Raw genomic sequence first — 14,545 nt, 5'->3', positions numbered from 1 at the left:
GGGCGGGTTTATTCTAAAGTCGCGGGCTATAAAGGTATTATCGGGGACAACGCATGGACAAGGACAAACCGGGCACCCGGGGCCAAGTGGTCTCTGGTTGCGAGGTGGTTGCACTTGAAGAATGGCAACAGGGAGGCAAGTGGTTTACCTACGAGGGCCATGCAATATTCAGCCGCATGGCGGGTCAGGGTGAGCCGCTACTTCTTATACATGGGTTCCCCACGGCAAGTTGGGACTGGAACCGGCTTTGGCCCATGCTGCTCCAGAATAACCATTTGCTGGCTTTGGACATGCTTGGGCTCGGTTTCTCCGACAAGCCCCGCAAGCACGCTTACAGCATTGAAGACCAATCCGACTTGATGCAAGGGTTGCTGGAAGGGCTTGGGCTCAAGTCGGTGCACCTGCTTGTTCATGACTATGGTTGCAGCGTCGCTCAAGAACTTCTGGCCCGTGAGCAGGAAGGGGTTTTACCCTTCAAGATTGCCAGTGTCTGCTTTTTAAACGGGGCGTTGTTTCCAGAAGTGCACAGTCCCCTAATGATTCAGAAGTTACTGCGTAGCCCCTTGGGTGGGTTGCTCGGTAGGGGGCTGACCCGGCGCAGCTTCGAACGGAGTTTTCTAAAGCTGTTTGGCAGCAAAAATCGTCCAAGCCCTCAAGATACAGACGATTTTTGGCATTTGCTTACCTACAACAATGGTCGCGGTATCCTGCACCAACTTATCCATTTTATGGAAGAGCGCCGGTGCCACCGCCACCGTTGGGTGTCGGCGTTGCAGAATGCCAAACAACCCATGCGTCTTATCTCAGGTGCCGCAGACCCGGTATCGGGCGCGGCCACGGCCCGGCGATATCAGGAGTTGATTCCCGAGCCCGACGTGGTGCAGTTAAGGAATGTTGGGCACTACCCGCACTTTGAGAGCCCTTGGGAGGTATTTGCCGCCTACAGGGAGTTTCGCAAGCGCCACGCGGGACATTAACTTGCTATGGGTGTTGGGGAGTTATCCGGATCATGGGGCTCTGACGACGGGTGACTGCTTGCACTGACAACCTGATTGCGCCCCCTTGATTTGGCCTTGTAAAGCGCCTGATCCGCTCTATTCAGCCACACAGACCAAGTTTCGCCTTTGCTAACCTCGGCGATACCGGCACTGGCGGTCACTTTAATATTCTCAAGAAACGGCCGGGCGTTGATGCTGGTCAGCAGCTGTTGTGCTAGGAGGTTGCACTCATGCTGGTTGGTTTCAGGCAACACGATCATGAACTCCTCACCGCCGATTCGGAACAGTTTGTCGCTTTCCCGGAGGCGCTTACGCAATCTAAGAACCATCTCCTTAAGCACCTTGTCTCCCGCGAGGTGCCCCCATTGGTCGTTAATGAGTTTGAAGTGATCGAGGTCCAGTAGAATTAGGCTAGACACGCGTTCATAGCGTTCACGCATCTGGATTTGGCTGTTCAGAATATCTGCCAACTGCGATCGGTTGAGGCACCCCGTTAGAGGATCGGTAGTTGCCACACGGCTGAGCTCGTTCTGGAGCTTTCCCACCAGCCAGGCAAAAATCATGGAAAACACACAGGTAAGGCCGAGCGAAAAGGTAATACGCCAGAAGTCGGCCTCGGGAAACTTCAGGAAAGAAACCACAGCCATAGTGGTGACAAAAATGATGTTGCTGGCTATGGCCTCCCGTAGAGGCAGCAAAAAAAACAGGGCTGATGCCGCCGGATAGGCCCAGTACAGGCCTGCATGTCCGTTAATGGCCGTTGAATAGGCGGCACTCGCAACGGCGAGTAGCGGGAACAGCCTGCCTTTCAGAAAATAGGTGTCACGCAGCCGCAACAGGGCGATCACAGCGAGTGCGTTAATACAGAAGAGAATCAACAGGCCGGAAAGTAGAAAATGATGGTGTTGCCATTGCACGACAACAAGCGGAGCCACGGCAATGAAGGCCCATAAATGCAGGTGGTATACCAATTGACGTTTGAAACCAAGCACGGCGAGGGTTGGGTTGGTGGGTGAGTGGGGGATAGAAGAAAACGTGTTCACAGAACACTCCAGCTAGGTTTTGTTTAGTCGCCCCGCGTCTGTTACCGGGCTTGTATTCGAGTCTAGCATGGCTATTCACTTCTAGACCTGAAGTGTTTGTTTATTGGTAGTATGAGTGTTGTTCAGTTGGCCCCTTATGAGCACTCCGTTAAAATATCCGAGCTGCTTGATCATCATTCACACCGAACGCTGATGGAAAAAACTTTATGACCGCTATCCACACTCGCGCTCCGGCACTTACCATCCGGGCGGGTCGCCGAACCCTGCAGCGGTTAAAGGAAAAACCCCTAACGCCGGATGATGTACACGTAATACCCGGAGCCGCCGGAGGTCCCAAGGCTCTCGGTCTTAGTGGTTTGGACAAAGCAATTTTTGGTGAGTGGCTACCTCGGGTTGAGCAGGAGCGCTCTTTGATTGGTTCGTCTATTGGTAGCTGGCGGTTTGCGGCGATTGCCTCTTCGGACGACCCGAGTGCCCAACTGACCCGGCTAGCAGAGCTGTATACAGCACAGCGGTTTGCGAAAGGTGTCAGTGCTGCCGAGGTGACTCGCCAAAGCACTTTGTTTCTCGATGAACTGATCGCTGGGCGGGAGGACTATATCCTTACGCATCCCTGGTATCGTTTGAACGTGGTCGTTGTGCGCAGTTTGGGCATGCTGGAGCCAGATACCAGAGCCCGGCTAAGCTTTGGCTTGATGACGGCCATCGGAGCCAACGCGGTAGGTCGGCGGCATCTGGGGCGTTTTATGGAGCGTGGGATACTTCATGACGCCAGATTGAAAGCGCCCTTGTCGCCGCTGGCTGACTTTCGCAGCTACGAAGTACCCTTGAGCCGTGAAAACTTGCTGCCTGCTCTGCTTGCATCTGCGTCCATTCCCATGGTGATGTCCGGTGTTCGGGATATTCCGGGCGCCCCGAATGGTATCTATCGCGATGGTGGGCTGCTGGACTACCACCTTGATTTGCCATACGAGCAGCCGGGCGTGGTTCTATACCCGCACTTCACCGACCGCGTGGTACCGGGGTGGTTTGATAAAACCTTGCCTTGGCGTCGAGGCGATGCAACTCGCTTGCAGGACGTGCTGTTGGTGGCGCCTTCTAAGGACTATCTGGAGCGCCTGCCGGACGGCAAGCTGCCAGACCGTAAGGATTTCGAAACCTACTTGGGAAACGACAGCGGTCGGGAGCGCGCATGGCGTAGAGCCATTGCCGAGAGCGAGCGCCTGGGAGACGAGTTTCTCGAACTGTTAGAAACAGGCCGTCTGGTGGATGCTCTTCAACCGTTATGACGGCTGGCCAGCTTGCTGCTTAGGCAGAAGGACGCGCTGATAACTGGCCAGCGCTGCCATAAACGACTAGAAACGTAGCGAAAGCCGTGACCACAACGGAGGGGCCTGCTGGCGTGTCCAAATGCCACGACAGGCTTAGACCACCTGCCACCGCAATAAATCCGAACACGACGGCTAGAGCCGCCATTTGTTCCGGGGTGTTGGCTAAGCGACGCGCCGTGGCTGCCGGAATAATCAGCAAGGCGGTAATCAGCAGAACGCCCACCATCTTCATGGCAACCGCAATCACGAGCGCAAACATCAGCATCAACAGCAGGCGCAGGCGCTCGACGGGTACGCCTTCCACCCGGGCCAACTCTTCGTGGATAGTGCTCATGAGCAAGCCGCGCCAAAGCACGGTTAGCAGCGATAGAATCAAAATAGCACCGCCGTAAATCCACAGCAGGTCGTTGCGGTTCATGGCCAGTAGGTCGCCAAACAAAAGGCCGGTCAGATCGATCCGCACGCTCGGCATAAAACTGAGTGCAACCAAACCGATGGCCAGAGCGCTGTGGGCGAGAATGCCTAACAGTGTGTCGGTTGCGAGTGTTTTATTGCGAGAAAACAACATCAAAGCCATGGCCAAAATAACACTGGTAATGATCACCCCGAGATGCAGCGGAACACTGATCAAAAAGCTCAGGGCTATTCCCAGTAGTGCCGAATGGGCCAGAGTATCTCCGAAATACGCCATTCTGCGCCACACCACAAAACAGCCCAATGGCCCGGCGATCAGCGCAACACCCAGACCGCCAATAAGTGCGCGCCAGAAAAAGTCATTCAGTAGCGTATCAATGATGCTCATGGCTGCACTCCTCATGCCCGGTGGCTGAATGGGAGGTGCCCGAGCCAACAACGTTACCGTGCAGGTCATGACTGTGGTTGTGATGGTGGTGGTACACCGCCAGCGACTCGGCCACCGGTCGGCCAAAGGTTTCAATAAACGCCGGGTCGTGCGAGATGTCGGCGGGATAGCCGCTGCAGCATACGTGTTGGTTCAGGCAGATAACCTTGTCGGTAGCAGCCATAACCAAATGCAGGTCGTGGGATATCATAATAACGCCACAGTTAAGCTCGTCTCTTAGCTGGCGGATAAGATCGTAAAGCGCGGCTTGACCGTTGATATCAACGCCCTGAGCTGGCTCATCAAGCACCAGAAGGTCGGGTTTTCGCACCAAGGCTCTGGCCAGTAGAAGGCGCTGTTGCTCGCCCCCGGACAAGTGGTGCACCGAGGCTTTGAGCAGATGGCTAACGCCGGTTCTCGCGAGAGCAGACTCACACTCCGCAAGCGGTTGACCACTGAGCAACATAAAACGTTTGACGCTCAGGGGCAGGGTTGATTCCAAACTTAAATGTTGGGGCACATACCCGATAACCAGATTCTGTGCACGCATGATACGACCGCTGGTTGATACCTGTATGCCCAGAATGGTTTTGATCAACGTGGTTTTACCCGCACCGTTAGGGCCGATGATGGTAATGATGTCGCCCCGGTGCAGCGATAAGTTCACCCGGTCAACAACCAAGCGGTCGCCAAACCTCACAGTAAGGTCTTCGATGGCAACCAGTGCTTCACTCATGATGCTGGTCCGTCTGACAACCGGGGCACAGACCTGCTACCTCCAGTGTTATTGCTTCGGGTTGAAATGCTTCAGCACTGGCGGCATTCTCGATGGCGGTGGTTACAGACGATTCCATCAACTCGAGTACGTTGCCGCAGGCACGGCAGATAAGGAACATCCCAGTGTGGTGTTCACCGGCATGAGTGCACCCAGTGAAAGCGTTAAGGGATGCTATCCGGTGCACCAGACCGTATTGCTGAAGAAAATCCAGAGCCCGGTAGACCGTTGGTGGCGCAGCGTTATGGCCTTCGGAGGTCAGCTTTGCCAGCACGTCGTAGGCACCGAGCGGCTTGTGGGATTGCCAGATGAGTTCCAGAACCCGCTCGCGCGTGGGCGTCAGGCGGGCATTCTGCTGTTGGCAAATGGCTTTGGCTTCAGCCAGCGCCTGACTCACACAAGCAGCGTGGTTGTGAGGGCGGTACGGGAGCGCGCGGGAAGACATAGTCGGAATCCTGCAAGATTTGCAACATTATAACATTTGCAGGCGCCCAGATGCCAAGACGGTAACGACTTAGAGCTTAGGCCGCGGATTCGTTGGCAAGGGTTTCCAGATAATCCAAATTGGGAATCCAAGCGGTTTCGCCATCGACGTCTACCAGCATTAAGTCGGCTGGTCCGTTTTCGGCCTCGATTTGTTTGATCTGCTCTTGCCCAATACGGACTTGGCTGGGAATGCCCTGAGTAATCAAAGCCATAAAACGAAGCTTTTTATTGGGGCTAACGCTGTTGAGCACCACAATCCGGCCACGGTTTTCGCCGGGCACAGTCAAATTGCCGCCATTAGCCGCATCGTAGGAGACAACCGGCAGGCTAAGCCCCCTCCACTCGAGGTAGCCCGCAAGCCAGTCGGGTGCCCCGGTGCCAGCATCGTTGCTGGCATAATCCACCACCTCGGCAATGGATACGTTAGGCAGTATAAGCTGTCGCCCGATCACGGGAATCATGACGCAGGAGAGGGTTTGGCTGTTGTCATTCATTGCTTGTGTCCTCAGGCGGAGCCCCGTTTCTGCCTGCCTTTGAGCAAGCAGGATTCTTCGATGGTTTTAACCAGTTCCCGGGCCAGTTGCTCGGGGGTGCCGCAGAAGCTGGCGCAGCCGGTGGCGGCGACAGAATCCGGCATTGAACTGTTGCCACAACTGGTGCTTTCCTGCACCCAGATTCGGCTTCCATAAGCTTTTAGCAGCGGCGCTGCGATGGCACCATCATTACCCATGCCGGAAAACAGGATTGCATGGCAGTGAGCGCCGTAATGGTCGGCCGTATTCAGTAGCACCTTGTCAATAGAGGGGCTATAGGGCCCGGGCCAAGGTGTGTCCTGCTCTGTCAGTACACCGGTCGTATCAAACGTCCATTCGTGCTCAACCGGCATCAGCACCACATCGCCATTTTTCACCCTGTAGTTCTCTTCCGCATGCCGCAGCTTGTAATGGGCATGGCGGCCAAGCACCCGGGTGAGCACTTCGGCAAAATTACCGTCAATATGCTGGGCGTACACGAAACCCACTGGCAGGCCCGGCGGCAGGCTGTCGAGAAAAGCTTTCACCGCGGCCGGGCCACCAAGCGAGGCACATAGCACCCAGATTTCGTCCGCCACAGAGCCCGGGGCTGCCGGTGTGAGCCACTGTGGCAGTTCGGATGATACCGGGCGTTCCGGAACCCGCACCTCAAGTTCTTCGATGCTGGCTTTGGAATCCAGCTGGGCAAGATCTCCCAATTGCTGCTCGAGCTTGCCCAGTAACCTCCGCTCCCAGCGAAAGTAATTTGTGGTGCCGGAGCTGGGTGCTTGATCCAGCCCGAACAGAACCGGCGCTTCGGTATTATCCAAAAGGTAATCAAACAGCGCCGGGTGGTCTGCTTCGTCTTCCAATGTTACCAGCCAGAGCCCGGCTTCCGGGAAGTCGGGGTGGTTCTGCAATCGCTCCGGGTCTCCGGAGAAACAAACATCAAGGCCGAACTTGGCGGCGGCTGCCTGCAGCCGATGCCGCTGCAGGACAATGTCCGACACGATTCCAACCTGAGCCCGACCACCATGGCCGGTCATTACTGCTTACCGGTTAGCCGTTCAATGGTCTTCAGCAACTCGGTCTCCTGGAACGGTTTGCCGAGATATTCATTGACGCCGATAGCCAGTGCCCGCTCTCGGTGCTTTTCGCCGGTTCGGGAGGTGATCATACAAATTGGCATATCGCGCAGGTTGTCATCGTGCCGCACGAAGCTGGCAACCTCAAAGCCATCCATACGCGGCATTTCAATGTCCAGAAGCATGATGTCCGGCTTGTGATCCTGCAATTGCGCGACCGCATCCAGACCATCTTTTGCGGTGATAACTTCCATACCGTTACGTTCAAGTAGGCGCGAGGTAACCTTGCGCACGGTAACCGAGTCGTCCACCACCATGACAACGGTGGCCCGTTCTTCAAAGCGGGCGGATTCCCGAACTTTTTCCAGTTCGGTTAGCCGCTGGCGCTCAGACAATATATCGGAACGGATCATGGCTGGCAGATCGAGAATCACCACCACGTTACCGTCACCCAGAATGGTGGCGCCGGATACGCCCCGAACAGTACCGAATTGCGGCCCTAGCGATTTAACAACAATTTCTCGGCTGCCCATCAGGTTGTCTACCTGAAGTGCCATGGGCTGTTCTGCTCCACGAACCAGAATCACCGGCAGCGGCAAGGCTTGGCCTTGTAGTTTGGGGTGGTGGTCGCTGTTCAGCAGACTGCCCAAATACTGCAAGCGGTACTCCTGGCCTGCGTATTCGTACATAGGGGCATCCGGCTTGTAATATTCCTCAAGCTCGTAGGTGCTAACCCGGACGATACCTTCGATGGTGTTGAGGGGGATGGCGTAGAAATCTTCACCTGTGGAAACCATTAGAGCGCGGTTTACTGAGACGGTGAACGGCAGTCGAACGGTAAATACAGCACCTCTTCCCACCTGCGATTCAATTTCTAGGCTTCCACCGAGCTGTTTGATCTCACTGGCCACCACGTCCATGCCAACGCCGCGGCCGGAAATCTGGGTCACGTTTTGGGCGGTTGAGAAACCGGGTTGTAAGATAAACTGGAGAATCTCACGCTCGGAGAGATCTTCATCCTCCTGCAACAGCCCCTGACGAATAGCCTTGTCCCGGATCACGTCAGACGGTATGCCAGCACCATCGTCCACCATGCGCAGCACTACATCGCCGCCTTCGCGGGCCAGAGACAAGGTAACTTCGCCTGCTTCTGCTTTACCCTGTTTCTTACGGTCAGCCGGGCTCTCGATACCGTGGTCGATGGCGTTGCGCAACATGTGCTCCAGCGGCGCAATCATACGCTCCAGAATGTTGCGATCCATTTCGCCTTCGGCATTGCGAACATCAAACTCGACTTTTTTGCCCAATTCGCCACTGATCTGACGCACGATTCGGCGTAGGCGCGGCACCATGGAGGCAAATGGAATCATTCGGGTCTTCATCAGACCTTCCTGAAGTTCGGTATTGATACGAGATTGCTGAACCAGCAGTGTTTCTGTATCGCGAACCCTGTCAGCCAGCGTCTCACGCAAATCCGCAAGGTCTGAGGAGGATTCCGTTAGCGCCCGCGATAACTGCTGGATGGATGAATACCGGTCCATTTCCAGCGGATCGAAGTCGTCTCCGTAATCCGGGCCATGTTCTTTCTCGGCACTGAACAGGATTTGTGCCTCGGTTTCAATTTCCATCCGGCGCAGCTGTTCCCGCAAACGTTCGATGGTCGCGGCCATTTCATCCAAGGTGTGGCCGAAATCACTGCTTTGCTGTTCCAGTCGGCCACGGGTAATACTGGTTTCACCGGCCAGATTAACCAGTTCATCCAGCAATGGTGCGGATACCCGTATGGTTTCCTGAGCGGCACGCTGAGCGTCTGCCGCTCTATCCCGAGCCCTCGCCCGGGCAGGCTTAGGTGCAGGTTTAACCTGAACCTCTGGCTGCGCCGGGGTTTGAACCGCAGGTGCCGCGTCGGCCTCAGGCTCAATAGTTGCTGCATTCGATTCGTAGCGCCCGCGTATATCCGCAACCAGCGCAATAATGCCATCATGATCCTCGGTAATGGCTTGCCACTGATGGTCATCAGGCACCTTGCCACCCAGATCAATCAAGCGTGTTTCGAAGCTGTGGGCTTTGTCACCCAATTGGGAGAGCTGGGATAAACGGGCGCCGCCTTTCAGAGTATGAAGTGCGCGCTGTGCTTCCTGATTAAAATGGCTATTGGCCGGGTCTTTGCGCCAGTCGGCAAGAAGCTGCTCCAGCTGGTCCATGATCTCGCCAGCTTCCTCCAGAAATATCTCTAGAATCTCCGGATCGATGGCGTCTTGATCGGCGCTGGCCTCTTCTTCCTGAGGCGTCTCCTGGCTTTCGGTGTCCAGTGTCTGGGCGCTGCTGAACGCTGCAAGTAGGTCAGCCTCTGCTGCCGGCTCCTTCCCTTGCGCCAGCTCATCAAGCATGGCCCTTAGGTTATCCAGCCCGCGCCCGCTCAGAGTGAGCAGAAGCTTCTGGTTGCCCGGGGTCGACATGAGTAGATCGAGTGCGCCTGCCCAGGCTTCCGCCAATTCTGCAATGGGGTCAACATCTGACAGCCGGGCGCCACCTTTGAGGGTGTGCAATTCTTGCTGAAGCTGTGCAGCGCCATTCATCGCCTGAGGATCTTCACGCCATTGGTCTAGGCATTCGCTGATGGCATCATGGATCTCATGGCCTTCATCCAGGAAAATGCTGGCGATATCGTTGTGTTCACCTTCACCTTCACCTTCGGCGTCCGCTGGCGTGATTTCAGGAAGGGCAGCAGGAGTCTCGATTTCCGCAGACTCTGCTTCGGTGGGCACAGATTCGCCACTGAGAATGGCCTCGACCTGATTCACCAAATCGACGGCGGGCGGGCAGGGCTTTTGAGTAGCAACCTGCTCAACCATTTGCGCTAGGCGGTCGTGACAGGCAAACAGCAGGTCGTTCATGGCGCTGCTGGCTTCTAGCTGGCCTTCGGCCACTTTCTCGAATAGATCCTCGAGCACGTGGGTCAGGTCACCGATGGCCTCAACGCCAGCCATGCGAGCGCCACCCTTCAGGGTGTGAACGTCGCGCTGAAGTTCTGCGGCAACTGAACGGTTGGATGGATCTTCACTCCAGGTGTGCAGAGCACTGCCCGTTGAGTTGATCAGGTCATAGGCCTCTTCTAGGAAGATGCCTATGAGTTCCGGATCCATGTGTGAGAGATCGGTTCCAACTTCTTCCGCTTCCGGCGCTTCTGTTTCTTCAAGCTCCAGCACCGGCGGCAAGATATCTTCGGATTCGATGCTGTCCGGCTCATCGGGCAGCGCCACATCTGTAACTGGCCGCGAGCTGCCAGTGTTATCCATGTAAGCGTGGATTTCACCGATGAGATCCGGCGCAGGGTGCGGCAGCTCTTTGGCATCCAGACTGTCCACCATGGCTGCCAATCGGTCATGACAACGGAATAGGAGATCTGACAATTCTTCGTTAACGGACAGCCGTTTTTCGGTCAGCCCTTCAAACAGGTTTTCAAGTTCATGGGCCAAGTCGCCCACTGCTGAAATATCGGCAAGGCGGGCGCCACCCTTTAAGGTGTGCAGGTCTCGCTGTAGCAGGCGCAGTATGTCTAGATTGCCGGTAGCTTCGCTCCAGCTTTGCAGGGCTTCCGCCGTGCTGTTGATGAGTTCCCGCGCCTCTTCGAGGAAAATCTCTGCGAGTTCGTCATCCAATTCACTGTCGGAGGCGTCGGCATCGCCGTCATCTGCCCAGTCGATTTCAGGCAGAGGTAGATCGGACGTCGACTGCGGCTCTTTGCTGGCTTCATCAGCAACAGAGGGGTCAAGCTCGTCCATGTCGAAGCTGAGGTCGATTTCTTCCAGATCTTCTGTGAACTCTTGGTCGAAGGCGCTGGTACCGTCGTCGGCTTCGGAAAGAGATGCGGTCAGTGTTTCAAGCTCCGTCACCAGCTCATCGCCAGATTCGGTGGCCAGCCCCGCGGCAACCTGATCCATCATGTTGATCAGGTGTTCGTGGGCGTTGCGCAGGGTCGCGAAGAAGGGTTCATCCGGTGCTTGGTTCCGTGCGGCGGCGGCCACGTACACCTCTTGCAAGGCTTCTGACAAAGCTGCGACATCCGGTAGCCCAGCGTCGGAAGCAGCGTCGGTAAGCTGCGTCAGTTCTGCTGTGAGGCGCTGAAGCGGGTCTTGGTCTTGAGGGTTTTCTGCCCACTGCGCAAGAATAAGATCGGCATCCAGAACAACGTCCAAACCTTCATTCAGGAATAGCTGAACCAGCTGAGAAGGCGCCGGTTGCGTACTACCGCTGGTGTCTTCGCTGTAGCTGTGGAGCGTGTCGTTGGAGATGCGCTCCAGCTTTTCCAGAAACTCGTCAGTGCCGGGCAACGAGGCTTGGGGTTGCTTGCGTATCTGGGCCAGTCCTTGTGTCAGGAATTCGCAGGCCGTTTCAATCAGTGAAATCACGTCACGGTCGGCGCGCAGATTCTGGGCGCGGGACTCTTTTACGAAGCGTTCAAGCGGCGCAATAACCGCTGCAATAGGCGCTATGCCTGCCGTATGCGCACTGCCTTTGAGGGTATGCAGTGCCCGTGACAGGTTATCGGTGTAGGAAACGCTAATCTTGTCGCCAGCAGATGCCAGAAACTCTTTGAGGGTTTGCAGATGAGTCTCTGTTTCGCTCTCGAAGATATCCAGCAACACCGGATCGGCAGCGTCATCTTCCTCGTAGTATTCGGCTTCAGTGTCTTCTATTTCAATAGAGCCAGATACGCCATCGACTTCGGCGGCAGGCATGGTGCTGGCATCCGGGATTTCACCGTCCGCAAGCGCTTTCGCTCGCGCCTCCAGACCTGAAGTATCAAACGAGGGCGGCTGATGGTTTTCAAAGTCACTGACCAGAGCCGGGAAAACTTCGGTGGCGTCTTCCAACAGACGAGCAATGTCGTCGTTCATGAAGGTACTGCCATCGATCACACGGTTCAGCAGGTTCTCTACCGACCAGGCAAGCTCTCCCACAACCAGAGCGCCGACCATGCGGCCGCTGCCTTTGAGCGTGTGATAGGCACGGCGGACTTCAGCAAGTGCGCTACGGTCATCGTGCTGGCGTAGCAGCATGGGCAGGTATTCACGGATGGTATCCAGAACCTCGCCCGCTTCTTCGACAAAAATCTCCAGAATTTCGTCGTCAATCAAGTCGTCCTGTTGTTCCGAGCTGGCAGCTACGACCGGCTCTGGAGCAGTCTCAACAACGGGCACCTCATGCAGGCTTGTATTGGCTTCCGGGGCTTCAACCTGTTCGCCATCACTGCGGCGGGTTGTAGCCATGGCTTCACCACGCTCAATCAACTCGGCTACGTCGCCCGTGCTTTGGCCATCGCGGAACTCTTGAATCAGCGAAGGAATGCGAGCGTTCGCTTCATCAATGTATGAAAACAGGTCGTCGTTAGGCTTGATACTTTGGTCAATAACTCGGTTCAGTAGGTTTTCTACAGACCAGGCAAGCTCGCCAAGGCTGGTGGCACCAACCAAACGGCCACTCCCTTTAAGCGTATGGTACGCGCGACGAACTTCGGTCAGTGCCGGGCGGTCGTCATGATTTTGGCGCAGGCGAGGGTAAAACTCTCGGATGGTTTCCAGAACTTCTTCGGCTTCTTCTACAAATATGCCAAGAATTTCGTCGTCCAAAAGTTCTTCATCGGAGCCTTTGGTTTCGGTTTGCTGCGCTGTGCCACTTGCCGTGGGCGCATCTTCCGCCGTAACAGGGTCGACAACCGGTATTTCGTCTGCGGCGGGCTCTGTGCCCCAGGTGGGTTCCTCACCGACCGGGAAGCCAAGGCTTGCAAGGCTCTCTTCTGCGATACGCAGAATATCTTCGTTATCACTGATGCCCTCTGCCAGTCGCTCAAGGTAGTACTCGATACTGGTGATTGCATCGGCAAGGGTATCGAGCTGCTTCCAGTCTGGAACGTGCCGGTCACTGAGCAATACGTCTGAAATGTAGCGCTCAGCAGAGGCTAACATGCTGGCCACACGCTCCAGCGGCACCAGACTTAGGCCGCCACGAATGCTATGAAGCAGGCCGGGAACGTGTTCGATTTCCCGAATGTCCCACTGGGAGGCAATAAAGTTAATGACCGCCGACTTTACCTGCTCCAGCGTATTTCGGGATTCTCTCAAAAGCGCACTACTGGCCTCGCCAAGCTCGCGAGATCCCTGATTGCCCGGCAGGTTGTCTATGCTGCTTCCAGACGATTCCGGTTGCCGGTCACTGTCGAGCCCGGCTAGGCTGGCTTCCACGTAAAGCAGCGCCCCGGCTATGTCCATCATTGTGCCGTCGTCGACTAACTCACTCTGGGCACTCAGTTTTTCTATAAGCTCGATTTGATCGGTAATAACTTTTCGCGGTATACCTAAGCCCAGTACAGCAAGCGTATTACCCACTTGCACCAAGCCCGGAAGAAGGTCTTCAAGTTCGCTGTTCTGACGCAGCTCTGACCGCACAAACAGGTCTAGCTGGTCTTTTAGTTTGGCAAGCTCTTCGTTGAGCGCACTGACAACAGAGTGAATCGCTTCACGGCCTGGGCCGGAGACACGATTTCGGGCAGCGACCACATCGTCGTCAGACGGCAGAGCCTCGCCTAGTTGGTAGCGGCTACGTAGATCCCGGACGTTTTCGGAATCCAAATCCCGCGCCCGTGCGACGTAATAAAGTAGGTGCTTGAGCAGGGCATCGGGTGCTGGCTGCGCGAGAATATCCGCGTGCTCGTCAGTAAGGCGGCGGATTTCGCTGTCGAGCTCCCGCAGCAGCGATTTTACTGCTGCGTTAACCGGGTTGGCTTTTGCCTGAAGGGTTTCCACGAAGGCTGCTGCTGCTTTCCAGAGTTCCCCGCGCGGAGTTCTCTGGCACAAGCGGACCAATCTGTGGATAACTTTTTGCAGGTATACGAACTGGGCGCTGAGGTCTTCTTCGCGAATAATACCCGCAAGTGCAAACTGATACATTTGCCGAAGCTTGCGGATATGGCCAAGCACCGTGGGGTCCTGCAACCGCTGTGAGACACTGCTCGCCACCTTCATGCGCGAGGGCGCCAGATCGGGCTTGAACAGCGACGTGTCTGAAAGCAGGGAATCACCGCGTGCTGCCCGGAGATCGTTCAGCAGAGGTAGCAGCACCATGGGGAAATCATCTTGGCTACTGGCCAGATGTTCCAGATACTGTGGAAGCTGCAGGATGGCCTGCATCAGTACCTCAACGGCTTCGTCCACGCTGGTGACGCTGTTATCCAGCACCGCCTGAGTGAGCTTTTCCATTTCTTCGGTCAGCAGGGCCGCACCGTAAAGCTCAACCATCTGCAGGGTGCCATGCACCTGATGGAGATAATTCAGGCAGAAACGCAGGCGTGCCGTGTCGTCACGATTTTCGACATACGCCTCAAGCGCATGCTGACCTTGGGTCAGCGTGTCCTGTATTTCGCCCCGAACCCAGTCGAGGGCGATGCTGTCATGGTGATTGCCCATAACCTCTC

The 14,545-nt window shown here is 55.9% G+C and carries 9 protein-coding genes; 2 read left to right on the top strand and 7 right to left on the bottom strand.

The window, feature by feature from the left end; translation table 11 throughout:
* Nucleotides 1-53 precede the first annotated feature (53 nt).
* Complete coding sequence (locus FE845_RS06645) at nt 54-977, top strand: alpha/beta fold hydrolase (protein ID WP_200362606.1); 924 nt, start codon at nt 54-56, stop codon at nt 975-977.
* Here the strand turns inward: FE845_RS06645 and FE845_RS18790 are convergent.
* A complete protein-coding gene (locus FE845_RS18790) occupies nt 974-2,041 on the bottom strand; it encodes a sensor domain-containing diguanylate cyclase (RefSeq protein WP_200362604.1) in 1,068 nt (355 codons plus the stop codon). The two genes, FE845_RS06645 and FE845_RS18790, sit on opposite strands and share 4 nt — an antisense overlap.
* A 206-nt stretch (nt 2,042-2,247) precedes the next feature.
* Between FE845_RS18790 and FE845_RS06635 the strand changes: the two genes are divergently transcribed.
* Nucleotides 2,248-3,330, top strand: coding sequence for a patatin-like phospholipase family protein (locus FE845_RS06635; RefSeq protein WP_200362602.1), 1,083 nt, complete (start codon nt 2,248-2,250; stop codon nt 3,328-3,330).
* Between the two features lie 19 nt (nt 3,331-3,349).
* Here FE845_RS06635 and znuB read toward each other — a convergent pair whose 3' ends face one another.
* The 6 genes from znuB to FE845_RS06605 form a co-directional block, all read right to left on the bottom strand.
* The gene (znuB, locus tag FE845_RS06630) at nt 3,350-4,174 is read right to left on the bottom strand and encodes a zinc ABC transporter permease subunit ZnuB (protein ID WP_200362599.1); all 825 of its coding nucleotides are present in this window, start codon (nt 4,172-4,174) and stop codon (nt 3,350-3,352) included.
* A complete protein-coding gene (gene znuC / locus FE845_RS06625) occupies nt 4,161-4,949 on the bottom strand; it encodes a zinc ABC transporter ATP-binding protein ZnuC (protein WP_200362597.1) in 789 nt (262 codons plus the stop codon). The genes znuB and znuC overlap by 14 nt, the downstream gene beginning before the upstream one ends.
* On the bottom strand, nt 4,942-5,433 hold the full coding sequence (locus tag FE845_RS06620) for a Fur family transcriptional regulator (RefSeq protein ID WP_200362595.1): 492 nt from the start codon (nt 5,431-5,433) through the stop codon (nt 4,942-4,944). The genes znuC and FE845_RS06620 overlap by 8 nt, the downstream gene beginning before the upstream one ends.
* A 76-nt stretch (nt 5,434-5,509) precedes the next feature.
* Complete coding sequence (locus tag FE845_RS06615) at nt 5,510-5,968, bottom strand: chemotaxis protein CheW (RefSeq protein ID WP_200362593.1); 459 nt, start codon at nt 5,966-5,968, stop codon at nt 5,510-5,512.
* Nucleotides 5,969-5,979: 11 nt separating this feature from the next.
* On the bottom strand, nt 5,980-7,032 hold the full coding sequence (locus FE845_RS06610; protein WP_200362591.1) for a chemotaxis protein CheB: 1,053 nt from the start codon (nt 7,030-7,032) through the stop codon (nt 5,980-5,982).
* Nucleotides 7,032-14,537: an Hpt domain-containing protein gene (locus tag FE845_RS06605; protein WP_200362589.1), complete on the bottom strand. Its 7,506-nt coding sequence runs from the start codon at nt 14,535-14,537 to the stop codon at nt 7,032-7,034. The genes FE845_RS06610 and FE845_RS06605 overlap by 1 nt, the downstream gene beginning before the upstream one ends.
* Nucleotides 14,538-14,545: the final 8 nt, after the last annotated feature.

The organism is Marinobacter sp. 1-4A, from assembly GCF_016597725.1.
Classification (GTDB): domain Bacteria; phylum Pseudomonadota; class Gammaproteobacteria; order Pseudomonadales; family Oleiphilaceae; genus Marinobacter.
The sequence above is the reverse complement of the archived record's forward strand: the minus strand, read 5'-3'. Positions and strand labels throughout refer to the sequence as shown.